Genomic DNA, 25,087 nt, shown 5'->3' on the forward strand with positions numbered 1-25,087 from the left:
CGGCAAAAAGAAATATGTTACTGAGTCGTACTTATTATGCATTTGGTTCACCTATCACCCGAGCATTTCCGAAAATGAGCCTAAGTCTATTAATTGAATCAACTGATAACTCTTGAGTTATTAGCAACGTCAAATTGTGCTTCGCCCTAGAACATGCCACATAAAATAAGTTACGATTTCTTTCAAAAGTATCTTTTTTATTAGCTGGATATCCATTTTCCATAAACTCTAACATTTGGTTCCAGTTGTACTGGTTCCACCCTCTGCCCAAAACAACAAGAACATTATCAAACTCAGCCCCCTTCACTCCATGCTTTGTAGAAAAAGGGGTTTTATCATCTATAAACTTTGATAGTTGTATTACTTGCCTATAACTAACGCTTTTTAAGGATCTTATCTTTGTTAGAAAGTTTTTATCCCTTTCACCCAAATTTTCAACGTCCTCTTCTAGAAGGCTTTGATAACGTTCTTCTAATTGTCGAACCTTATTTGATAAACGAGGTTTATTCGATTCAATAAGGAAAGCTAGCATCTCATCGACTGTTCCGCTTAAACGTAGTTCATTAATACGATTTAGATTATCTACCCAAACACGTTTATCATCATGACATTGTAGTTGCGGAAATTTCTGGTTAATTACTTGAAATAATTCACCATACTCTCTGGTTTCAAAGGAAGCGATAACAGGTTCAATAACTTCAACAAAATATTTTATATATGGATCATTCTTTTTTAAATAATCTTCAGTATGTCTAAAACAATCTGAAAGATCTTTGAAACCTTGCTCTGTTGCAATTACATTGTTCGTTAACATCAAAACTTTGGTATTTTCAGAGTCAAAATCCCAACCATTTTGGCTCATAGTTTCTTTAACTCTCTCAAAGTAAACGTGAGCAGCATCTTCGGGTAAGTCTCCAGCCCAATGGCCGCCAACTCTTCGCTCTCCTGTCCAGGAGTTTGAATGATATATAGAGATACCTCCTTCTGACTCTGGATCAGATTCATGTTGCGGCAACTCTGGTCTCATATTGTTTAAGCAATTAACTATGTTCTTATCGGACCTAAAATTTGCATTTTTTCCTATTTCAGTAATATTATCATTCTCACTTTCAATGAGACCACAAGCTTCCTTACCGTATATTTTCTGCCAATGATCACCAAATAAGCCAACTAGCAATCCAGAATCATTATCAATTAAGTTATTAACTATAGAAGAAGCCAGATCTTTGTTGGTATCTTGATACTCGTCAATAAATACGATTGGGAATTTAGCCTTTAGTAAGTTTTGAAATTTAGAAAAGCCCAACAGTGAAGAGATTAACTTAATAACATCATCATGGTGTAAAGATATTGTTTTTTCATCTATCTTGGGGAACCCTAAATCATATATGACTTTTTGCTTGTCAATTCCCCCTGCTTCTTCAATCCGAGCTACCCACTTTGCGCCTAATTCAGGTAAAAGTTCTCGAAGTTTAGCTTGAAAGCCGTTGATGAAGCTCCAGCTAAATGCATGTATTGTGTCTGCGTATATTACTGGATGATTATCAGTCCTTTCACGTATTTCGTCTTTTGCGATATTGGTATAAGTAATACATGCAATTTTCTGTTCTTTTTTTATAAACTCATCAGCTCGACTATGAACTAAGTGTTTCAGAGCTTTTATAAGAGAATATGTTTTACCAGCACCAGCACCTGCTTCTAACCTAAAACAGTTACAGTGATTTATTGCAGTAAACATTTCGTCTAAAGCTTGAGTAGATGCATTTTCAGCAGGGCTAACTTGGCACATCAGCTAACTCCTCAACTTCCACTTCAATAGGTTGAGGTAAGTCAATAGACTCTATAGTTCTTCCATCCAACCAAATAAGTCCTTCTTTGATATATTTAGGAACACTCCAATCTATTTCATCTATAGAATATTTAATAGCAAAATTAGCTTTACTATCTTTTCCAATAATTTTTGCCCTTTGATACACTTTTGTTTCTAGCTCAATAGGATCTACTTCAAGCAAATCAAACTTTTCTAAATTTGCTAAAATAAAAGCATCTTCGAAGCTACGACCGACTAATTCACTGCCGTCTTCGGCTATTTGATATGCAATACGACGACAACCAGAAACCTTATCAGTCTCAGGCTTAAGTGCTATTTGACTTAATTCACTATAGCCATCAAATCCATACCACTTTGACAAACCAGTATTACTCGTATGAGTTCCTTCAGAGAACATAGAGGAAGGATAAGTTGTAGTTGTTTCACCACGTGTTCTCTTTACAGAATCTATATCAGTAATTATTAGTGTTTTCAGTTCTAAAAAGTCTATAAACTTATAGAAGTTGTTCATATAAGCCCCACCGACTTCTACAACAGATAAGTATTTACTTCTTAATGTTGTTAATTCCGCATCATCTATCTTTTTAATTATTTCAGGTAATAAAATTCTTTCGGTAGCACCTTCGATTAGGATAGCTTTGTCTGCAAAATATAGATCGCACTTAGTCAAAGACAAATATTTATGAAGAAACTCTTTATCTATTTGACTATCTTCGGTTGAAAACTCAGCTCCTAAATCTTTTATTTGTGTAGAACCCGCTGACTTTGAAAGAAAATACCTCACTTTGCTGAAGTCTGCTTCATTTGCAATATGAGCAGAATGTGTACTTACTACAAACTGAATTGGCCAATGTTTGTCTTCATTAAACGTTTCTTCAAATACTGATACAATCTCATCTAATTGGCGTATAAATACTTCCTGCATTTGTGGATGTAAATGCGCTTCGGGTTCTTCTATGAAGATAATGTGAGATTTAGGTGTTATATCGGATGATTGATAAGCTCTAAAATATTCATAAATACGGAATAGAATGAAAATTAGGTTCCTAAACCCAAGACCATTATATGTTTCCGGTAAGGTGAAGTGATCATCCTTCTGATAAAAAACCCTCGTATTGCTTTCGAGTAAAGATTTTATATTTAATTCAGTTGACGCACTTAACTCAGTGTCCTGTAGTCCAGGATATCCAAATATAGAAAGTGTAGGTAATAGTTGTTCAACTTTTTCTTGAAAGTCTACATCTACTGTAGTCTGTAGACCTTCAACAACTTCATTTATATCACCAGATAGTGCTTGAAAGGCTTCAGGTGCCCCAGCATTAGCAGAACTATTAAATATACTTCCAAGCGCTTTGCCTAATACGTCTCGTTCATTGTGAGTTTCATCATCTAATCCTCGTTGAGCGTTAATAACCTCTGATCGAATTAGTCGCTTTACTTTACTAAACTCTAGTTTAACTCTATTTTCAGGATTATTAGGCTCTATAGCATAAAGTACAGCCTCAAAGTTCTGGTTAATTGATTCTTTTAAATCTTTGAAGTATTTAGACCTATCGCTAATGTCCAAACCACTTAATAGATTACTTATTCCACCATCTTTAACCTGATAAGAAACTAGTATTTTTGTTTCGTATACATTTTCATCAAGGTCAATTATGAAATCTCCTAATACACCATATGAATCAGCATCAGACCTATAATCAACAAGTAAGCACAACTCAATTGTCGGGATAAGTAACCTAACATCTCCTTCGGTGTTACCTTCTAGGAAGGAGTTTAAAGCATTTTCAAACTCACTTAATGACGATTGGTTAAAATCTTCATATTTCAATTTTGGAGCGGAGCCAGATAAAAAACTTCTAAATATCTCTGCAAGAGATGTTTTACCTGTGTTATTCCTGCCTACAACTAATGTAGACCTGTCATCTAACGTCATCGTTACATCTTTGAGTAAACGATAGTTTTTAATTTTTACTTCTTTGATTATCATGTAATTTCCTTTTACTTTTCATTCATATTTGAATTAGTTAATTACTTCAACATTTCTGCATTTAGGAAATGAACTGCATCCCCAAAACTCATTATCAGCATTTTTAACTTTACTAACTTTACTAACTTTACGTAACATCATATCTGCACCGCACTTTGAGCAAGCTTTAATGTTTGATTTTTCTTCAATTATCTCTTTCACATGTTTAATGTGTTGTCCGTTAGTTTTATAGCTACGTTCCAACATACCGTTTTCAATCTGGCCAATAACACTAGCAACCTCTTTTGCATTAAAAACAATTTCAGTTTTGCTCTTGATATATTCAATACCCCCACGAGCAAACCTTACATTCTCTGGCATATTAGTTTTGAAGGTACTATCACCAATAAAGATAATGACTGAGAATATACTATCATTCTTTGCGTTCAAACAAGCTTCTAACGTTTTGACATGCTTGTAATTTTGGTGAAGTGGATTCTGAAATTTAGACTTATGTTTGTAGATTTGTTGAGTCCATTGCTTTTGATTGCCATTACCAAAGATCCAACCTTTCATGTTCTTGGTTTCAACCACAAAAATTCCATATTTTGACACGATTATGTGATCTATTTGTGTAGTACCATCCTCTGTTGGCAGAGTTACGTTTTTTATAAGGTGGTATTCATTTTTATTTAAGAAAAACTTAATGAGTAAGTTAACTTGCCACTCACCCAATACGCCTTTGAACCATGCAGATTTTATGACGATAGCAAATATGAAGATCGGTATTAAATACCAAGCGGCACTATTCATCATATTAAGGTAAATTGATAAATCCATTTAACATTCTGTCCTTTAATTTATTTTGTAGATAAGCAAATAGGCTTATCATCTTTATCGTACGCACCGATACAGTAGAAGCTTTCCTTAAGTAGCCCTTTCATACCTGTATAAGGGCTTAAAAACGACTCATTGCTATTATTGAGCCTCTGCTGAAACAAATGTTTTGTCATTCGTTGAAATACTTCTAAGTTATGCAAAGCCCCATCCAGTTCAAGGTACTTAGGTGTTACTGTTATAGCTAGTAGAGAGCCAATAGGGTTTGATAAGTCAAACTTGATTGCATCATCAACGTTAGGTTTCTCATGAACGATTATCCTGTCACCTACCAATTCATATTTACCTCTTTTAACAGTCATCCCTTTAAACATTAAATTGGCTGTCCTGTAGGGTTTATATAAAAAGCTCTTTGGTAAATACTTTAAAATACTAGTTAAGTTTTCTCTGTAGTTACCTAACCCAGCTATTTGAAAAGAATTGTAGCTAGACATAAATTCATGGTTAAGGGGCTTATCGAATGTGAGTTGATCTTTCTTTAAATGAGTCAATGAATCGATATAAGGCTTCCATACGAATAAGTCTTCATCGTTAGTTTTGGAAATCAAAAAAGCTGCGGCTTTATATAGCAGTTGTAACTCAACAACACTAATAACCTTAGAGACAGTATAAGGGGTTTGCCCTAGTACTAACTTATGATGATTTAGTAATTGAATTAATTCTTCAACAACGGCTTTTCTTTTGCCTAATTTAAAATTGTGCAGGTTTAATATCAGTTTGATTTTTAAGACATCTATACCAGGGCCGAACATCATCATTGGTCCATATATAGAGGGCTGTTGGTATAAGCCAAAGTCTGTATAGTTGAATACACCGTTATATCTTTCTATGTGCTTTGCGAAAGTATCACCAAGATATATTGCATGCTCTGACTGGGTATATATTGACTCTAAACAACCAATTTCATCATAATCACAAAGCCATTTAGGTTTTTCATTTTCGGGCAATATTTCTTCTATCCAGTCTTCTTCTGGATAATCGTTAAATTCAATATAAGTTGAAGGCAGCTCAGTATTAGCTAGAGACTTTTCATATTGTTCTATCCGCCACAACCCTACTTCATAAGGTGATGAATCTAGACTTGACCACATTCCCATATGATATACGCTGCCGTTTTGTTGCGTGGTAATGCTACTCGAATACTCCTCTAATAATTGGACAATTTCAGGGTTGAGCTCATCATCCTTATAGAATAGATACCCACCACCTACGATACATAACCCCAAAATAACAACTAGAAGCCTTTTGATAAGCTTGGAACGTAAATCACCAAAAGCTTTATTCAAAAGACGTGACTTAATTAATAAAATGAAAATAACCAATGGTACTAGATAGAATAAAGCTTCGTAGAAGGAGTGCTGATAAAATGAATAGCCCAATCTTTTGTGTCCTTTAACTGTAACACCGATATCAAACGGTGAAATTTCCAATATATACAAATAACTATAAACACTAGACTACTACAGATAGGTATTATTTTAAATTCACGAATATTTTGCTTATTGCAAAATAGATCAACCCTTGCCCCCGCTTTGTCCACAAATAGCTGAAACAGTTTAGATTTAGTTATTATAAAAAACCACTCATTTAAAACGTAAGGCTATGAAAATAAACGATTAAATAATATATCACTTATGATTTTCTGTCATTAGAAATTACAACTTACTGATCTAGAGAGAATTTTATTTTTTTATAATCCACCAATGACATAACACGAGTTACAAGCATATTATATCCTTTAAAATCATAGGTATACATAGTTTGACTTATTGATTCAATGGTTCTATTTTTTAGCCATAAAACTATAAATAATGGCTCAATCATGAAAAACAGCAACGCATCAAAGATAAAGGTAATTAACGGAACTTTTTGTATAGAGTTGCCTGAAAAAATAGTCACGCATATGGGGCTTACTTCAGCAGATGTAATTGAGTTTGGTTATTCAAGAGATGTCAAAATTTGGAAAAGAGAAAACATAGACATCTCTTCTGATATCTATCGAAAGCTCAAAGGTATCTTCAAAACTGAGAATAATGTTTTTCAATGGCTAAATAGAAAGCAGAATTACTTAATAGGAAAAGCACCAATCTCCTTGTTAAATGAAGCTAAGGGCAAAGAAAAAGTCCTAGGGCTAATAGAGCGTTTGGAACGTGGTGACTTTTCTTAAAAAGGTTCTCTCTATTCGGGTTGGCATCCTTCCAGCCTTTTATATTGGTTAAATGTTAAGGGCTTTTTGTTGAATATCCTTTTTTTATGCACGGCAAATAAACAACGTAGTCGGACAGCTCAGGAATTACTTAGCGCTGTAAATAGAACTCACCAATACAAATCAGCGGGTTTGAGTTTGAAGTACGTAAATAAGGCTGGAACAACGCTTTGCACCGTCGAAATGCTAAGTTGGGCTGATAAAATTTACGTATTTCAGAACGCTCATATTGAGCGTATTAAAGAATATACCGGTGAAAAATATTTATCTAAGATTACAAACCTTAAAATTGAAGATGATTACAAATATTTTCAAAGAGAACTTGTACTCCTCATTTTGGAGCGATTTAAAAGAAACTAGGTTTAGGGAGTTATTTTAGTCTTATAAAAACTTCATATAAATGTAATAAACCTCGCTTACCCCAGAATTCACTCAAAATAACATCATCTTTTAAATAATATATTTAACTATAAATCATCACGCTTATTCCAAATAGAGATAAAGAATCAATTTTTATAAGATTAATAAATTGAAAAAGATAAAATGCCAATAACTATTTATTAAGAAACTAAATTTATAACATTTTAATTTATAAAAACTAGATCAAATGTCAACGGCTAAAACTCACATAGAATGTCAATAACGCACCACTTAATATACAAATAAAAAACCTTTATTTCAATAAGTTAAAACCAAAAGACCTACTAAAACGTACCCTTTACTTTTTTTGGGTTCGCTACTTTAATTAGCCCTAGTTCACTTACTCATATCAATTTAGCATCTAGGAGGTTACATGATTTCATCGCTTAATAACTTATTTAAAATTTTGCCCGAAGGTACTCTAGGAGATTCGTATGAAAACTAAATCAATTACATTGCTTAATTCCGCAACCCTTAAAACAAAGGGAATTAAATTAACCTCAGCAGAGGAAGAGGAAGAGGAAGCAACGGAAAGCAAGGACGAACTTTCCAAAGATTTAAGTCGAAGAATACAATTTTATTATAGAGAGGTAGAACGTAGGAGACGTTCTCGGATTATCAGCGGAGCAAAGTCAAAAATAGCGATTCAAGGATACTTCCCTAGTGGGACCCCCACTTTTGGTTATACAACTGTAAATATGAAAATTAAAAATTCAGGTGTAGTAAGAAAAAAATTAGCTATCCATAAAGAAGAATCAAAAGTTGTTAAAAAGATATTTGAATTAGCTTCTTTGAAGATCCCTTTAAACAAGAATAAGGCATTAAAGATTTCAACAGAATTAAATGAAAACAACATCCATTGCAGAGGAAAGCGATGGACGGCAAATAAGATCATTAATTTATTAAGTAATTCAACCTACTTGGGTGAATACGTTTGGGGTAAAAAAAGAGACTACAACTGTAAAGATAATCCTCCCATAAAAATTAATGTACCCGCAATTATTACACAAAATCTTTTCATGCAAGTAAATAAGATGTAGGCGAAAACTAAAACTATTAGAGGGATTAAGAGATGAATAAGATTAAGTTCGAAGTAAATAATCATAAAGCAATACTAACCTTCAAGCGCCCATCAAAAATAAAGTTCTCATTGCTGAAATGGGAGCTTATTGAAAAAAATATAGATGAAATTTTGGAAGTTTTAGAAAAACATTTAGATAAAGACAACGAATTTAAAGTTAAAAATAAAGGAGACAAGAAATGTCAGTTAAAACAATGAAAATCGCCATTTATATTCGCGTTAGCACCAACATGCAGGTTAAGGAAAACTTGTCTTTAGAAGATCAATTAAACACATTAACAAAATGGGCAAAGGATAATAATCATTTAGTAGTTAATGTATATGAAGATGCAGGCTCATCAGCATATAAAGGGGTTAGAAAACAATTTAGCCAAATGTTACATGATATTGAAAATGAAGTAATCGATGTCGACTGTGTTGCTGTTTATGACTCTTCACGATTTAGCAGAAAAGAAGTAGATCGCCTTAATGCAGAAGAGATTTTACATAAGCATAACGTTAAGTTTTTCTCCTTTATTGATTGTATTCCTGATGATGAGGATGATGCATTCCTATTTAAAGGTTTCAATGGTTTGTTTAATGAAAGCTTTAGTAGAAAAAATAGTAAAAAATCTGCGTTTAAATTAAATGATGCAGCTAAACAAGGTTACTTCACTGGAGGTAAACCGCCTTTTGGTTACCGATCTGTTCCTGTACCTAACTTAAATGGTGGTAAACAAAGAAAAACTTTAGAAATACACCCTGACAATGCTTCTACTGTTGAACTGATATATTCACTGGCTATTTCAGGTACATCAGGTTGTTCATTGGGGGTAAAAAAAATTGCTTCTTATTTAAATGAACAAAACATTTTTAAGAATAACCACCGTTGGACCCCAAATGATGTGCATAACGTATTAACAAACCCAACATACTTCGGAGAACGAGAATACGGACTAAAAAGAATTCGAAAAGACTTACATAATGAAATTATTATTGTTCCCACACCAGAAATCATTTCTAAGCAGGACTTTATGTTGGTCAAAGAGCTAATGTCTAAACGTGCTCCTAAAAAGGAAAATAAAGAGAGTAAAGGAATACAGTCACCTTCTCTTCTCACTGGTCTTTTGAAGTGTGCCACATGTGGTTGTAATCTAGTAATAAATACGGGAAAAGGAGGACAATACTCATACTATAAATGTAGAAACAAAATAAAGCATACTACTAAATCCTGCAATACTCCTAACTTTAGAAAAGAACAATTGGAAAAATCAGTAATAAAGAGTTTACGTGGCACCATTTTTGACGCTTCATATATCTCCAGCATCTATGATGACCTGAAAGATACATTAACACAAAGAAAGAAAGAGCAATCACTTGAAAAAGCAACTTTACAACGTAAATGGAATGTCGCTGAGCAGCAAGTATCAAAATTAATAGGTGAAATTGCAGATAACAAGTTAACCATGTCTGCAATGATACAAAGACACTTAAAAATTTATGAAGATAATCTAGCTACAATTGAGCGTTCAATCGAAATGCTTGATAAGAAAACTAGATTACCACTAATGCATTTTGGTAAACATCACATAGAACAATTTTTATTTGCTTGTGAGAAGGTTTTACTAGGAGGAAATGTTGAAGCGACTAAGGCTCTGTTATTGGCTACTGTAAAGGAAATTAAAGTTTATGAAGATAAAATCGACTTTATAGGTGGAAATTTACAGATTTTAGCTAATGTAGAAAGTAATAAGGCTGGGAACCCCAATGGAGTGCCCAGCCTCATATCAATATGGCGGTGAGATAGAGATTTGAACTCTAGAAGGGCTACAAACCCTTGCCGGTTTTCAAGACCGGTGCTTTCGACCACTCAGCCATCTCACCTGAAGTTCTAAAGCATTGCTGCTTCAGAACGGGGCGAATAATAAATACTGTTAACGCCTTTGTAAAGTGCTAATTGCTAATAATAGTCATTTTATTTGATTTTTATTACCGAGTGCTGAATAAACCATCAAATAGAGTGTTTTTACTACCCTACTCACTATTACACTTATTTATATTATAAGTTTTTATCGGATAGATTATTTATTACGATTTGTAACAAACGTATGCAACAGTATTTATATTATCAACTGTTATACTGTTTTATTGCGATTTTTAAGGAGATAGCGTGCAAAAGTCTAGCCCGTCGGTTGCTGATCGAAGTTTACTTAGTTTAACTTGGCCAATTTTTATTGATCTGTTTTTCATTTTTATGATTAACGTTACCGATGCTTGGTTTTTAAGTCGTATATCTGACACTGCAGCGGCGTCTATCGGTGCGGTTATGCCGATTTTAGGTATAGCGTTTGCGCTATATAGTACACTGCATCAAGGCGGTAGCAGTGTTGCCTCACAGCGAATTGGTGCTGGAGATTATAGTAAGTTAGCTTCTACTTATGGCGCTCTTTTTGCTATTTTGCTTTTCGGTGGTGCTTTGTTAACCGTTATGATGATGAGTTTTGCCCCTACGTTCGCTCAGTGGATGGGTTTGCAAGACGATATGTCAGCCATGGCGAGTATTTATATAAGCACAATTGGTATGGGAACCTGGGTGCTGGCAATACGTTTTGCTGCCGCTGCCGTTTTAACCTCGCAAGGTAAAACGCACTGGAACATGTGGTCTACTTTTATCATGACCATAGTTAACATACTTTTTAATTATTTATTAGTTGATGGAAAGTTTGGTTTTCCAGCGCTTGGTGTGCAAGGCGTGGCTTATGCTTCTGTAATAGCATGGGTGGTAAGCTTATGTTTTACCTTAATTATTATTATTAAACATTTAAAGATTAACATTGCTTTGCCCAATAATTGGTTGTTGTTTAAAAAAGACAGTACGCCGATATTAAAAATTGCACTTCCTTCTGTGTTAGAGCCTATGTCGTGGCAGCTTACGCAAATAGTGATGACGGTGATGATTGTTACTATGGGCGAGTTAGCGTTAGCTACCCGCATTTATACCTTTAACTTGTTATTTACGGCGATTCTTTATGGTTTTGCGATCAGTGCTGGGGTACAAATAAAAGTAGCTCACTTTATTGGTGCCAAACGATATAATGAAGCACACGAGCAGCTTATGTTAGGCCTTAAAATAGGCCTAGTTGGTGCGATGTTCTTTGTATTTACGTTATTAGCTTTTTCTGATCAACTTTTTAGTATATTCACCGCTAATACCGATATATGGGCATTAGGACGATTAATATTATGGGTTGCCATTATGGGAGAATTTGGTCGCAGTATTAACCTTATTGTTGGCGCGTCTTTAAGAGCTTCTGGCGATGCTCGGTATGTGTCGAGTATCGGTTTTGTCTTAATGTGGTTTGTCGCCCTACCTTTATCTTGGCTTTTAGGGCTTCATTTTGCTTTTGGTTTAATCGGTATTTGGTTTGCAACAAGCTTAGACGAATGTATTCGTGGTGTTATTGGCTTTAAACGTTGGCAAAGCGGTTTATGGCGAACTAAAGGGATATACGCTGAAGAAGTATTGGTAAATGAGCCAACCATTAACGAAAGTATAGATTGCCAAGAAGCAAATGACTGTTTTGAGATTTTAAATTCAGATGAAGCAGAGACTCAAACAACAAAACCTAATTAGCTTTGATGTTTTTATGTTATTGCTTCTGTTTTAGTTTTAGTTTATCTAAATAGAAAAGCATGTTGTTGCTATTAACGAGTCAACAACATGCTAGTAAACAAAACGCTAGCTAATCAACGTGGATAAATAGTGTGAACAGTACACTGTTAGATTACCTCTGCTTGTTCTTCTCTAGTGGCAATTTGTTTAGCTTGATTTATCCTTAATGCTAGATACAAATCTGAGTGAACATATATTCCTTCATTGCCTGATTTTATATCTGCAGTTTTAAACCACGCTAACAGTTGTCTTTTCCTACCTGCAATTTCTAGGCGGACGCCACGTTTTCTAAAGATGGTGTCTAAATCAGCTAACATCGCCATTACGCTTAAATCTAAATGAGTAAAACACGGTACTGCATCGATAATTACGCATTCAATATCATCTTTTTGTCTAGCGTATTGCTCTAGTAACCTGCGCTTGAAAAAGCTTGAATTGAAGTACGTAAGCGGTGAATTAAAGCGATAGATAAAAATACCATCTATTGGCTTGGCTTTATCGGTAGTATCTAAACTTCTTACAACGCCTTTAATATCAACACCTAGAATGTGATCTGTAGGTCTCATGACTGTTCTAATAAATTGAAACAAACCTAATAAAACTGCCAGCGTAATACCAGGAATAACACCAATAAAAAGTACAGCAAATAAGGTTGTTAAAGTTAAATAAAAGGCTTGTCTATCTTTTAGTCTAAGTTGCCATACAGATTTTAAATCTAACAGGTGTGCAGAGGCAATAATTAACACAATACCTAAAGCGGCACTTGGAATATATTCTAGTGGTGCTGTGATATAAACAGCGATAACACCAATAATAATTGCAGCAATGATAGAAACTAACTGTGTTTTACCACCGTTAACATCGTTTACTGCAGTTCGAGAAGCTGCGCCACTAACCGCAAAACCTTGAGAAAGTGCTGAAGCAAAGTTAGCTAGCCCTAAGGCCATAAATTCTTTATCGGCATCAATTTCGTAACCATTTTTAGCGGCAAAGCTACGAGCGGTCAGCATTAAGCTAACAAAGCTGACAATCGCTAAGTTAAGTGCTGGCATGACTAATTCGCGAATAATACCGACATTAAACTCGGGTGCTTTAAATAAAGGCAAGCCCCCTTCTACAACTCCTATGGTTTTAATTTGAAATTGTTCTAGGTTAAAAAGCCACACTAACGCCGAGGCAATAGTAATAGCGAACATAGAGGCAGGCCACGTGGGCTTTATACGTTTAAGCAAAAAATAAATGCTAACAGTTAGCAAGGCCATTAATAACGTAGGAACATGCGCTTGTGAAAGATACTGAGGCACACCGCCTAATCGTTCTAGTAAATACTTTTCGTCAAAGGTAAAGCCAAATATTTTAGAAAACTGGCCAACAATAATGGTAATTGCAACACCGTTTAATAACCCCATTAAAATAGGTTTTGATAAAAAATCTGCCAATACACCGAGTTTAAAGCGACTGGCAATGATGCACCAAAAGCCGGTCATGATTGTCATGGTAATAACTAATTGCCAATGTTTAACAATGTCGCCTGCTGCTAGAGGTGTTACAACGGCAGCAATTACTGCGCAAGTTGCTGCATCAGGGCCAACAATTAATTGTCTAGAGGTGCCAAATAGCGCATATATCACCATAGGTAAAATACAAGAATACAAGCCAACAGCAGCATTAACGCCGGTAAGTTGTGCGTACGCTATTGCAACAGGTAACGCCACAGCCGCTACTGACAATGCAGCTTTTACGTCATCAGCAAACCAAGTGCGATCATAGTTAAATAGCACTTGTAAACCAGGCATGAAATTATATAAACGGGACAACAAAGCTATTTCCTTAGTAAGCTGCTAATACCCTAATAATAAGGCTAGAATGTAATAAAATATAGTGAGTAAATGTACAAATCGTATGAACTAAATATTTTGGTTAAGGCCTAATTTTAAGCTGGTTTTTATCATTTCCCCCCATTTTTTTATGGTTATTCACTTAAATGAATTTTCGCTGACAAAACCAAAGTAAGCGTGAGCTTTGTGAAACACTAGATTAGCCTTTTATGGTGTAGTAGCCTTTAGTTGTTAATGATATATCTACATCATTCGAGCTATTGTTTTTCCAATACCAGCCGTGTGAGCCGTTAAATGGTGTAGTCAGAGAACCCTTCATATCGTTTGATGTTGTAATAGAAAAACTTTCGTAATAGCCAGTGGTATCACCTGCTGGCTCTCCATGAAAGTCAAAATAAAGTGCTGTGCCATCAGTTTGCCATTCATATTCTACATGCGCATGCTTAGCCATATTCAGCTTATACTCTAGTCCTTTGCCTGCAGGAATAGTAATGGTTATAGTGTCGGTTCGTAATACATCACTTTGTGCACCACGTGCGATAACAACCTTTTCTGTCGGTGTTTGATCTACATTAGCTATCGCCGTAAGGCCTAGTTTATTTCCTAACCCTGTTGGGTCAATATTATATTCTGCAGGTAAAATACAAGTGATAAGTAAAATTATAGCCACCGCAGATGCTATAACTACTGCTTTAATTAATGTTTTATTGCTCTGTACTGGAATATTAAATTCGTTCACGGGCGTTCCTATTAGTTTAAATTGGTCTTTAAGCGTTTATTTGCAACATATTACTTACGCGATTATTAAAACATTATTAATTGACAAAATAACCGGTAAGTTGCATGCCTATAAGCATGAAACCAGCACTGATTAATGCGGTATTAGTAGCAACTGAAAAACTCAGATAACTTGAATGTTTTCTCCAAGTATTTAAAACGATTAATACTATTGTTAGCGCTAAAAACTGGCCTATTTCAACGCCTATATTAAATGAAATGATATTGGTGATTAATCCATCGCTCGGTAATTTAAATTCTTGTAGTTTGGTTGCTAAGCCAAAACCATGGAATAAACCAAATATGATCACCGCTACTTTTGTATTAGGTTGGCAATTAAATAATCGTTTGAAGCCCCCTAAGTTATCAAAACCTTTGTAAACCACTGATAAACCAATAATGGCATCAATTATATAAGGGTTTATCGAAATATGACTAAACACGCCATAAAGTAAGGTTAGGCTATGACCTAAGGTAAATAAGCTAACATATAGCAGAACATCTTTGCTTCGAAACAAAAAGAACACCACGCCAACTAAAAACAATAAATGATCGTAACCCGTTAGCATGTGCTTGGCGCCAATATAGATAAACGGAAATATTGCTGCTCCTTGGTTCGTTTCTAAAAATTGTTTTGTTGCTTCATCTACGCCATGCGCTAAAAGTGAAAATGAAGTAAAAATGGTTATTACAACCAATAACGTCTGAATAAATTTCTGACTGGCACTCTTCAATGTATGTTCCTTGTTATTAATGCTTTTAAACAGGAGTTTGGCCTGAGTAATTCTATAATTGTATCTCTTGGAAATATAATAAATAATAGCTTTATCATTAAAAATATTATTCATACTCATGAACAATTCACCGCAATTAATCAGCTTAATCGACCTTGCTATTGCTTTTATTCCAGTAGGTGTCGCTTTATTTTTTCTCTATTTATGGTCTTTAAATGCTAAACAAGCGAGTTATGCAATTTCTCGAATGTTAATACAGTTATTACTCATTGGCTATGCACTAAGTTATATATTTTTTTCGGATAATGCTTGGTTAATAACAGCAATATTATGCGCTATGGTTGGCATTTCTTGTTGGATAGCGTTACGCACCCTAGCCAGTTATCGATTACTGTTGTTTAAACATGGCTTTATTGCCATTTTTTGTGGTGGTGGCTTTACATTATTTTTTATTACCCAAGGGGCATTATCGATAAATCCTTGGTATCAAGCACAAGTAATTATCCCGCTAGGTGGAATGATATTCGCCACCGCAATGAATAGCATTAGTTTGTGCGCAGAGCGCTTATATGCTGAAATGAGTAATAAAATACCGTATCAACAGGCCAGAAAAAATGCACTCAATGCAGCCACTATACCGGTTATTAATACTTTATTTGCTGTTGGCTTAGTGTCTATACCTGGTATGATGACAGGCCAAATACTCTCTGGTGTTTCACCGTTAATTGCGGCTAGATATCAAATAATTGTCATGTGTATGATATTTGCCTCTGCCATTATATCAGCGGTAATATTTTTAATTTTATCAGAGGAAACCTTAACGTTAATGGCAAGTAATAATTCAAAACCGGCAAACGATTAGTTTCATTTAGCACGAACAATTGAAAATAGTTTGTTTTGGGACTACAATTACATTATGTTTTCAAAAGCGACTAGGACAACTTAATGACGGTTTCAAAACATCAAAATACACCACCTAAAATCAATAGTTCGGTGGCATTTAAGCTTGGTAGTAATATTCTAGAAAAATGGCAATGTAGCGCGAGCGACAAGCAAGCAATACTCGGTTTAACCAAAAGTAGCTATTATCGTTTTCAAAATAACGAAAGTGCAACGCTATCAAGCGATCAACTAGAGCGTATTAGTTATATCGCTAATATTCATCAAGCGTTAAAAATGATTTTTTCAAACCCAGACAACATTTATGGTTTTATGGCGATGAAAAACAATAACCCGTATTTTAATGGTAATTCACCACTAGCACTTATTTCAACGGGAAAATTTGGCACTTTATACGAAGTATTTAAACGCATAGATGCTATGCGCAATGGTCAATGGTAACGTGAAACTTCCCAATAACATCATTAAATTAGTCGATAAAGTGTCGTACCGCTTGGTCAATTCAAAGTTCCCACCGATCACACTTTTTGATGATGTAATAAGTCATGAAGATTTTGATGCCGTTTACGCTATTCAAGCATTAACAAACCCGAGAATATTAAATGAACTGGGTGATTTATCACTGCTGCCGAGTAATGAAATTCCGTTTGGCATTGATGGTGTAAATTACGTTACTGCCCCTTTTACGCACATAAATGTAGATGGCTCTCGCTTTAGTGACGGTACTTTTGGCATACTTTACCTTGCCGATACCATTGAAACCGCAATTAAAGAAACGCTTTATCATCAAGAAAAGTATTTTAAGAATGTTAGCGGCTTGCATTACGACACCATAGATATGCGCTGCTTAAAAGTCATATTTAGTGCTGACGTTATAGATTGTACTGATGTTGCAGGTATTTATGAGTCTGACGATTATATAAAGCCCAGAGAATTAGGTGCACAACTTAAAAAGAATAATGTTCAGGGAATTCATTATCATTCAGTTAGAAATAACAATGCGACTTGCTGGGGTTTGTTTTCCCCTCTTTATGTTAATAGTGCAATTCAAACTAAGCATTTTGAATTTATTTTTGACGGTAAATCAATAGCAAAAGTTAGAGAGTTAGTTAGCGGGATACGCTGAAGTGACTTTTTAATAAAAAATACCAGCACTGAATCAGTTGCAAAACCTGGTACAAAACCTGGTACAAAACAAAAATGGCGATAATTTACTGTAAAAGTAAATCATCGCCATTTTTATATATTAGCGTTATCGCATCACCAACCGCTAAATCGGTAGGATATTACGGTATATTTACTACCTGTATTCTACTTTAATATCCTGCTGATATGATAAAGCCAACTCTATTATTAAATAACCATTTAAGCGTTATTTAAAATGCAAAGTCTTCGCTATCTAAAGACATCATAGAGTCTACACCGCCTTCAATACAGGCTGCGTGTCCTTGTGCGCGTGGTAATATGCGCTTAAAGTAAAACTCACAGGTTTGAAGTTTAGCTTGATAAAACGCTTCATCATCTGCACCACTGGCTAACTTACTTTGTGCAACTGATGCCATTTGCGCCCAAAAGTAGGCCAAAGTAACGTAACCAGCAAACATTAAGTAATCAACTGAGGCACCACCAATTTCATCTGGGTTGCTCATGGCTTTTTTACCAACATCGCCAGTAATGCTCTGCCATTGTTCACAATAACTCGCCAGCGTTTTAACATGCTCTGCTAAGGCTGGGTTGCTTGCGTTTGCTTGGCAAAAAGCACCAACATCGGTCATAAATGGCTTTAAAATAGCCCCTTTACTCCCTAAAATTTTGCGCGCCAATAAATCTAATGCTTGAATACCTGTAGTGCCTTCATAAAGACAACTGATTTTAGTATCGCGCATCAGTTGTTCCATGCCCCACTCTTTGATAAAACCATGACCACCAAAAATTTGCACACCGTGACTAGTACACTCAAAACCAAGTTCACTCAGCAAAGCTTTGGCAATCGGCGTAAGCAACGCAAGTTTAATATCTGCTTGTGCCACTTTGTCAGCGTCTTTTTCAGCATGTGTTATATCAACTAATTGCGATAAATAAGCAACCAATGCGCGACCACCTTCAGCAATCGACTTTTGCGTTAATAGCATACGACGTACATCAGGATGAACAATAATTGGATCTGCAGGACCATTAGGATTTTTTACACCACTAATAGAGCGCATTTGTAAGCGATCTTTTGCATACGCTAATGCACCTTGAAAAGAAGCCTCAGTTGCCGCAGTACCTTCTAAAGCCACACCTAAACGAGCAGCATTCATAAAAGTAAACATGCAGTTTAAGCCACGGTTAACTTCACCTATTAAATAACCTTTTGCACTGTCAAAATTGATCACACAAGTCGCGTTAGCATTAATGCCCATTTTGTGTTCAATTGATCCACAAGTTACGCCGTTTCTATCAGCGATAGTTCCGTCGTCGTTAACGTTAAATTTAGGTACGATGAAAAGCGAAATACCTTTACTACCTTCAGGAGAACCAGGAATACGGGCAATAACAATATGGACAATGTTGTCAGATAAATCATGTTCGCCAGCAGAAATGAATATTTTTGTACCTGTTAACGAGTAGCTACCATCGTTATTTAATTCTGCTTTAGTACGTAACATGCCTAAATCAGTACCACAGTGAGGTTCAGTTAAGCACATAGTGCCTGTCCAGCTACCTTCAACCAACTTAGGCATAAATTGTTGTTTTTGCATGTCAGTACCATGCGCTTCAATGGTTGCTAATGCGCCGTGACTTAAGCCAGGATACATGGCAAAACTGTGATTCGCCGCCGACATCATTTCGCTAATGGCACCATTGAGTGAATGTGGTAAGCCTTGACCGCCAAATTCTACAGATTGTGATAATGTTGGCCATCCGCCTTCAACATATTGCTTGTATGCTTCTTTAAAACCGTCAGGTGTTGTTACCACGCCATCGGTCCAAGTACAGCCCTGTTGGTCACCAATTTGATTAAGCGGCGCTATAACTTGTTCAGTAAATTTTGCTGCTTCGCCAAGAATAGCGTCTATCATATCGTCGCTTGCATCGCTATAACCAAGTTGTTGATAGTGTTCATCACAGTTTAACAACTCTTTCATAACAAACTTAATATCACGGATCGGTGCTTTATACTCAGGCATTATGTCATTCTCCAAATTATTTTTTAACAAACTTTATGTTGTTTTACGCTTAATCATTTCTAATAAGATTTTATAAATTCTATGCTAATCACAAGGCAGTTATAAAACAAATGAATATTTTTAATCACTTACTATTAACTATTCGTATACAGCAAGCCAAACAAATATATCGATAATTTTACTGCTGTCAATATTGATTTTATGATATTTGACAATTGTCAAGATAATGAATAAAAATGTGGCAATTATCCCACTAGTATATGTTATTTGAATACAGAGCCATTATAATTATTCATTGGCGTTATAAAAATATCAGCTTTAGCATGACAAGATAAACTTAGCCCGAGTTTGTGATAACTCGTTGTTAAAGTTAACTATATAAAATTACCTTACGATTTTAAAAAGGATCTCTGTTATGTCTGTTATTGCTTTATTAGAAAAACGTTACTCAGCTCGTGCTTATTTAGATAAACCTGTTCCTCAAGCATTGCTCGATACTATTTTTGAACAAGCACAACAATCACCATCTAACTGTAATGTGCAGCCTTGGCAAACCTGTGTTGTTTCAGGGGCAATGAAAGACCAGCTGAAGCAAGATCTTGTTACCACGGTAATGAAAGGCGAAGCACCAAACCCAGACTTTAACTGGCTACCCAAATACGAAGGTATTCATCGCGATCGTCAATTTGGCTCTGCAAATGCTTTATATAGCGCTATAGGTGTCGCTCGCGAGGATAAACGCGGCCGACAAATGGCGATGATACGCAACTGGCAATTTTTTGATGCACCACATGTCGTATTTTTTACTATGGACAAATACCTAGATATTATGGGTGCCGTTGATTTAGGGATTTACGCGCAGTCGTTAGCGCTAATATTAGCTGAACATGGTCTTTCATGTTGTATGCAAGGTGCTTTAGGGCAATTTCCAGATCCCGTTAAAGCAGCGCTGAACCTACCTGAACAGCGTGGAATTTTATTTGGTATGTCGTTTGGTTACGCTGACGAAAGTGCTGCAGTTAACACCACTCGTACTGAACGAGAAGCTGTGTCTAACGCAGTTAAGTTTTTTAGCTAATATTGATGCCTGTTATGTCGCTAACTAGCCACTATATAGATATTGAAGGTGTTAACATACACTATGTTAGCGCCGAACCATACTTAGATAAAAAAGCCAATTCCAACAACAAGCCCACATTAGTCTTTCTTCATGGTTTTCCTGAATACTGGCAGGCCTGGCAACATCAACTGAGCTATTTCTCAGATAATTATCGTGTGATTGCCCCCGATCTACCCGGTTATAATTTAAGCGACAAGCCCGATGATATTAGTTTTTATCAGGTGCCAAATTTAATTAACTTTTTCAGTAAATTTATCGCTGCGGTAAGTCAAAACCAAAAAGTATTATTAGTGGCGCATGATTGGGGGGGCGCTATTGCATGGCCATTAGCAGCATTTTATTCCCAGTATATTGATAAGCTAGTTATTTTAAATGCAGCGCACCCAAGTACTTTTACTCGTGAAATGATTAACAACCCATTACAACGTAATAAAAGTGACTACATTCACCAATTAATTAACCTTAATGCTGAAGATTTATTGCAAGCAAATAATTACCAATACTTATGTGAGAAAATGCTTTTTGCTGACGGTTCTGCAGTATTGAATGCTGACACTAAAGCTAACTATATTGCTGCTTGGCAACAAACGGGGGTTATTAATGGCATGCTTCAGTACTATCGTGCGATGCCGCAACTTGCTGCTAAAAGCGATGAGAAGGCAAACCAGCAAGTAAAGCACGTTAGTGAAATGAAAATACCTAATATTCGAGTCAATGTTCCAACCTTAATATTATGGGGAGAACAAGACGAAGCCTTTGTTGTGGAGAATTTAAATAACCTTGAGCAATATGTGCCCAACTGCACGATTAAACGCTTCAAAGACGCGAGTCACTGGTTAATGCATGAAAAGTCTGCCCAGATAAATATTGCGATTGAAAACTTTATAAACACTTCAGTTGTCTCTTAATTATTGCTGTTAGAAATTTACTTAGATAACGGCGTAAAGCTAAAAGAAAGTTAATAAATATAGCTAGAGACATGCTCAAACACCGAAGCGGTATGGGTGTTGTGCCAAAAAATAGTAAAAAACACGCTATTTTGAATTTATAGGAAAGTAAGTATAGCTAGAAGAATGCAAGCCAAAGCAATTTATACCAAGTAACTGTGTCGTTATTCGTTTAGCGAGTTAAGCCAGCAAACGTTAAACCAAGATAAGTTTAACGCAGTTATTAAGATAAATTTAAACAAGAACGTTCAATAGCCTCTAATGGAGATGAATATGCAAGGCACAGAATTAGTTACATTTGTAAATACGCAAGTGGTTCCAATATGTATATTTTTGATTATGATGGGTATGGGGTTATCGCTGATACCGAATGATTTTAAACGAATCGTAAAATACCCTAAAGCAGTGTCGATTGGTTTGCTCAATCAACTAATATTACTGCCTATTATTGGCTTTACGCTTGCTAATGTTATGCCGTTAGAGCCGGAATATGCGGTTGGTGTTATGTTGTTAGTGCTTTGCCCAGGCGGTACAACGTCAAACATGTTTTCACATATCGCAAAAGGCGATGTTGCCCTTTCAGTTACCATGACGGCGGTGGCAAGTTTAATTACCGTATTTACTATTCCTATCGTGTTAAATATATCGCTTGTGCACTTTATGGGCGAAGGTAACGAATTTCAGCTGCCCTTAATACCGACTATTATCAGCTTAATGAGCTTAACCATTGTGCCTATTGCTATTGGCATGTTAATTAAAGCTTTTGCACCTCGTTTTGCGGATAGTAGCCAAGTATTGGTTTCTAGGTTTGGTATTTTATTTTTAACCTTGCTGATAATATTTTTAACTTATGTTCAACAAGATATTGTTGTATCCGCTTTTATCGCTACAGGTCCTGTGTCTCTGATTTTAAATATTTCAACAATGGCGCTAGGCTACTATTCAAGCCGCTGGTTTGGCTTAAATGCCGCACAAACCACCTCAATTACTATTGAAGTCGGCTTACAAAACAGTACCTTATCAATGTTTATGGCGTTAACATTATTAGCGAATTATAAAATGTCATTTACACCTGCTATTTATACTTTGGTGATGTTATTTACCGCCGGTGTATTGGTGAGATTTTTACGTGCAAAAGTTAATTTGCAAGCTTCTCAAACTACACAAGCGAAAGTCTAACGGGCTAAATCTCACAAACAAAAGTAATCATAGATTCGACATTACTGAGCAATTAATGTCGAATCTATGATTTAGTAATAAAAAGAAATTGTAAAAAATACATTCTAACAATTGTGCTAAATTAAATGGCTGATAACTTAAGGTTATTAACCCAAATCCATAGCGCTAGTTAATTAAACTATGGTCTATCAAAAATCGGCAAGTTATCGCTAATACCTTTGCCTGTTGGTAGTCATCGTTACGTTACTTCATTTGTTGTAAATCAATTAAAGCTCTCATCTTCAATAGACAACGCATAGTCTTTAATAGATATATCTGATTTTAATATATGATTACTAAGCCAATTGAAAATATACATAGCTATTTTATGTTGTATATCAACGTTATAATGATCTAGCTTCTTAATTAACAATTTAAAGTTTTCTCTAAACTCTTGGTGTTCTTTTACATGATGTTCAGTATTGGGATAATTTATTTGCCTAAGTAAATTCTCTTCTGACGCTAATTGTAAATCTATGTATGAAGCTAAATGGTGCGCAAGCATAATGGCAGACTGTTTGTTTTCTTTATGGTAAAAGTCATTTAACATGGTAAAAATAATCTCATGTTTTTCATCAATATCTTTATTACCTAATAGGTATTTAGGCGACCATTTAAAGAGGTTAGTTTTATCTTTTTCATGATATGCAAGTACTTCATTGGGTAACTTTATTGCCTTAAGAATACTTTTTAAAATGGCACTTTTTTTAGAAGGTTTAATTAAGTAACCACTTAATCCGAGTGGAAACCAACGTTTTATAGCTTCTCTATCACGGTGTTGTGTATAAGCAATAATTGGGACTTTGTTGCCCTTTTGGCGGATAATTTTTGTAATTTCTATGCCATCTAATGTGGGTAAATCATAGGCTAAAAGTACAACGTCAGGTTGAAAGCTGTGTATTGTATCAAGGGCTATTTTACCGTCATTAACCAATACATGTTTAAAAAAGGTCTCTGAAAATATTTTATCAATTACACGAGTAAACATGTCTGAAGGTTCAGCAATAAGAATTTTGTAACATGTAGTTTGCAAGTGCTCTATATCTTGTTCGTCAACATTTAACAGCGCGGTATTAACGCCAATTTTTTCTTGAGTTGCACTTTGTATTAGTTTTTCTTTAACAGCTTCATTATTGTCTTTTAATGCCAGAAGCTGATCTAAAATGCCCTCTATTTGAGTTGAAACCTTATCGTTCATTTGCTCTAAAGATAAACCCACTAAATTTTGTAAAACAGCCTTAGCTTTTTGATTTTCAACAGCCGTATTAGTCGCATTAATAATAGTATTTTCGCATTGGCTAACACCTGCAATAAATGTTTTTTTAAGCGCTATGCCATGTTCAATACAAGATGCAAGTTCGTCTTCACCGTTATTAACAAGTTGATCTAAACCATCTTTGGTATGCTCTTCTATCAGCTTTAGTTCTTTTAGTAACACCAACTTTAAACGATAGGGTTCATTTAATGGGTTAATAATCGCATAGTCATCAAACAGACCATTTTCACAAGCTAAATAAGCTCGGTAGGTTTCACGATTGTTAATCAACAAAATAGCACTGTGAGGAGCAATATTTTGCTCATACTCTTCTAAATAATTGATATAGAATTCAATTGTGTTTTTAATGTTATTAGAGGAAAGTAATAGAACTTTAGGCTTTAATGTCGTTAGGCTATGTAACTTACTGGGGTTAAACATGTAAGTTTTAAAGTCTAAACCCAACTCTGTTATTTGTTCAATGGCCGCCTCAACAGTCTCTCGCTCTTGATAAATCATAACAATATCGGGTTGATTGGTGATTTTCGCAGGCTTCATGAGTTACTTCTCTCTATTCATAAAATATAAACTTATCCAGTAAATTAAATTTTTCTTGTAAACTTTATAACTTTGCCGTGAAATTTATTAACGATATTAAAATTAAACAACTGATGATTTTTAATAAATATATCGATAATGCAGACACTTACATAAGTAATAGTAGTTAGTGTTTTCAAAAAAAAAAGGGATTCATATTATTTTTTAATAAAAAGTTTAACTTTTGTTAAAAAACTTAATTTGTAATATCACCTTATATAACTTAATTATTGATAAAATCGGCTAATTATTACTATATTGCAGAGATATAATGCAAAAAGTGGTCTAACTGTCGCGAAATAGAAAAATAATTTATGAATTGTCTTAATTTTTGATGATTGTTTCACTACCTTTGTTACTATGGTGTGGTTATTTTTAAATTTTGTATTCTTAGCGAAAAATACAACAACTACGTTATTAATACACAAAGATCACTCAATTAGCTTTATTGTAGGTTGAAGTGTGATTTCTA

General features: G+C 35.1%; 21 protein-coding genes and 1 tRNA gene. 12 read left to right on the forward strand and 10 right to left on the reverse strand.

What is annotated here, in order from left to right; genetic code table 11:
- Nucleotides 1-34: 34 nt before the first annotated feature.
- From AC27H3_RS05090 to AC27H3_RS05105, 4 genes are read right to left on the reverse strand one after another with little or no spacing between them, the layout of a single operon-like run.
- Nucleotides 35-1,789 carry a UvrD-helicase domain-containing protein gene (locus AC27H3_RS05090; RefSeq protein WP_487104266.1) on the reverse strand — a complete coding sequence of 585 codons (1,755 nt, stop codon included), beginning with the start codon at nucleotides 1,787-1,789 and terminating at the stop codon, nucleotides 35-37.
- Nucleotides 1,776-3,821, reverse strand: coding sequence for an AAA family ATPase (locus AC27H3_RS05095; RefSeq protein WP_487104268.1), 2,046 nt, complete (start codon nucleotides 3,819-3,821; stop codon nucleotides 1,776-1,778). The genes AC27H3_RS05090 and AC27H3_RS05095 overlap by 14 nt, the downstream gene beginning before the upstream one ends.
- Before the next feature lie 33 nt (nucleotides 3,822-3,854).
- A complete protein-coding gene (locus AC27H3_RS05100; protein ID WP_487104270.1) occupies nucleotides 3,855-4,640 on the reverse strand; it encodes an NERD domain-containing protein in 786 nt (261 codons plus the stop codon).
- Nucleotides 4,641-4,660: 20 nt separating this feature from the next.
- A complete protein-coding gene (locus AC27H3_RS05105; protein ID WP_487104272.1) occupies nucleotides 4,661-6,127 on the reverse strand; it encodes a hypothetical protein in 1,467 nt (488 codons plus the stop codon).
- Nucleotides 6,128-6,519: 392 nt separating this feature from the next.
- Between AC27H3_RS05105 and AC27H3_RS05110 the strand changes: the two genes are divergently transcribed.
- From AC27H3_RS05110 to AC27H3_RS05130, 5 genes are all read left to right on the forward strand, one after another.
- Entirely contained in the window at nucleotides 6,520-6,864 is a 345-nt protein-coding gene (locus AC27H3_RS05110; protein ID WP_487104274.1) for a hypothetical protein, read from the forward strand.
- A 69-nt stretch (nucleotides 6,865-6,933) separates the two neighbouring features.
- Nucleotides 6,934-7,263 carry a low molecular weight phosphatase family protein gene (locus tag AC27H3_RS05115; RefSeq protein ID WP_487104276.1) on the forward strand — a complete coding sequence of 110 codons (330 nt, stop codon included), beginning with the start codon at nucleotides 6,934-6,936 and terminating at the stop codon, nucleotides 7,261-7,263.
- A 494-nt stretch (nucleotides 7,264-7,757) separates the two neighbouring features.
- Nucleotides 7,758-8,363, forward strand: a complete 606-nt coding sequence (locus tag AC27H3_RS05120) for a recombinase family protein (RefSeq protein WP_487104278.1) — start codon at nucleotides 7,758-7,760, stop codon at nucleotides 8,361-8,363.
- 32 nt (nucleotides 8,364-8,395) lie between these two features.
- The gene (locus AC27H3_RS05125) at nucleotides 8,396-8,602 is read left to right on the forward strand and encodes a hypothetical protein (protein ID WP_487104280.1); all 207 of its coding nucleotides are present in this window, start codon (nucleotides 8,396-8,398) and stop codon (nucleotides 8,600-8,602) included.
- Nucleotides 8,584-10,185: a recombinase family protein gene (locus AC27H3_RS05130; protein WP_487104282.1), complete on the forward strand. Its 1,602-nt coding sequence runs from the start codon at nucleotides 8,584-8,586 to the stop codon at nucleotides 10,183-10,185. The genes AC27H3_RS05125 and AC27H3_RS05130 overlap by 19 nt, the downstream gene beginning before the upstream one ends.
- On the opposite strand, the gene AC27H3_RS05135 is transcribed toward AC27H3_RS05130, so the two are convergent.
- Nucleotides 10,177-10,267, reverse strand: a tRNA-Ser gene (locus AC27H3_RS05135). The two genes, AC27H3_RS05130 and AC27H3_RS05135, sit on opposite strands and share 9 nt — an antisense overlap.
- A 286-nt stretch (nucleotides 10,268-10,553) precedes the next feature.
- Between AC27H3_RS05135 and AC27H3_RS05140 the strand changes: the two genes are divergently transcribed.
- Complete coding sequence (locus AC27H3_RS05140; RefSeq protein WP_487104284.1) at nucleotides 10,554-12,017, forward strand: MATE family efflux transporter; 1,464 nt, start codon at nucleotides 10,554-10,556, stop codon at nucleotides 12,015-12,017.
- Nucleotides 12,018-12,163: 146 nt separating this feature from the next.
- Here the strand turns inward: AC27H3_RS05140 and AC27H3_RS05145 are convergent, their stop codons facing one another.
- From AC27H3_RS05145 to AC27H3_RS05155, 3 genes are all read right to left on the reverse strand, one after another.
- On the reverse strand, nucleotides 12,164-13,876 hold the full coding sequence (locus tag AC27H3_RS05145; RefSeq protein WP_273312413.1) for a SulP family inorganic anion transporter: 1,713 nt from the start codon (nucleotides 13,874-13,876) through the stop codon (nucleotides 12,164-12,166).
- 217 nt (nucleotides 13,877-14,093) lie between these two features.
- Entirely contained in the window at nucleotides 14,094-14,633 is a 540-nt protein-coding gene (locus AC27H3_RS05150) for a hypothetical protein (protein WP_273312415.1), read from the reverse strand.
- A 76-nt stretch (nucleotides 14,634-14,709) separates the two neighbouring features.
- On the reverse strand, nucleotides 14,710-15,405 hold the full coding sequence (locus tag AC27H3_RS05155) for a HupE/UreJ family protein (RefSeq protein ID WP_273312417.1): 696 nt from the start codon (nucleotides 15,403-15,405) through the stop codon (nucleotides 14,710-14,712).
- A gap of 118 nt (nucleotides 15,406-15,523) precedes the next feature.
- Here AC27H3_RS05155 and AC27H3_RS05160 point away from each other — a divergent pair, with 118 nt between their 5' ends.
- From AC27H3_RS05160 to AC27H3_RS05170, 3 genes are all read left to right on the forward strand, one after another.
- Nucleotides 15,524-16,267 (forward strand): ABC transporter permease, encoded by a 744-nt coding sequence (locus AC27H3_RS05160; protein ID WP_273312419.1) that lies wholly within the window; start codon nucleotides 15,524-15,526, stop codon nucleotides 16,265-16,267.
- Between the two features lie 83 nt (nucleotides 16,268-16,350).
- Nucleotides 16,351-16,746, forward strand: a complete 396-nt coding sequence (locus tag AC27H3_RS05165; protein ID WP_085303479.1) for an antitoxin Xre-like helix-turn-helix domain-containing protein — start codon at nucleotides 16,351-16,353, stop codon at nucleotides 16,744-16,746.
- A 1-nt stretch (nucleotide 16,747) separates the two neighbouring features.
- Nucleotides 16,748-17,431, forward strand: a complete 684-nt coding sequence (locus AC27H3_RS05170) for an RES family NAD+ phosphorylase (protein ID WP_273312421.1) — start codon at nucleotides 16,748-16,750, stop codon at nucleotides 17,429-17,431.
- Between the two features lie 250 nt (nucleotides 17,432-17,681).
- Here the strand turns inward: AC27H3_RS05170 and AC27H3_RS05175 are convergent, their stop codons facing one another.
- On the reverse strand, nucleotides 17,682-19,478 hold the full coding sequence (locus tag AC27H3_RS05175) for an acyl-CoA dehydrogenase C-terminal domain-containing protein (RefSeq protein ID WP_487104288.1): 1,797 nt from the start codon (nucleotides 19,476-19,478) through the stop codon (nucleotides 17,682-17,684).
- 415 nt (nucleotides 19,479-19,893) lie between these two features.
- Between AC27H3_RS05175 and AC27H3_RS05180 the strand changes: the two genes are divergently transcribed.
- The 3 genes from AC27H3_RS05180 (at nucleotide 19,894) to AC27H3_RS05190 (ending at nucleotide 22,724) form a co-directional block, all read left to right on the forward strand.
- Entirely contained in the window at nucleotides 19,894-20,556 is a 663-nt protein-coding gene (locus AC27H3_RS05180; RefSeq protein WP_273312425.1) for a nitroreductase family protein, read from the forward strand.
- Nucleotides 20,557-20,570: 14 nt separating this feature from the next.
- Entirely contained in the window at nucleotides 20,571-21,506 is a 936-nt protein-coding gene (locus AC27H3_RS05185; RefSeq protein ID WP_487104291.1) for an alpha/beta fold hydrolase, read from the forward strand.
- 312 nt (nucleotides 21,507-21,818) lie between these two features.
- The gene (locus AC27H3_RS05190; RefSeq protein ID WP_487104293.1) at nucleotides 21,819-22,724 is read left to right on the forward strand and encodes a bile acid:sodium symporter family protein; all 906 of its coding nucleotides are present in this window, start codon (nucleotides 21,819-21,821) and stop codon (nucleotides 22,722-22,724) included.
- A 262-nt stretch (nucleotides 22,725-22,986) separates the two neighbouring features.
- Here the strand turns inward: AC27H3_RS05190 and AC27H3_RS05195 are convergent, their stop codons facing one another.
- A complete protein-coding gene (locus AC27H3_RS05195; protein ID WP_487104295.1) occupies nucleotides 22,987-24,576 on the reverse strand; it encodes a hemerythrin domain-containing protein in 1,590 nt (529 codons plus the stop codon).
- Nucleotides 24,577-25,087 lie beyond the last annotated feature (511 nt).

Source organism: Colwellia sp. NW0002-52-1 (assembly GCF_057550865.1).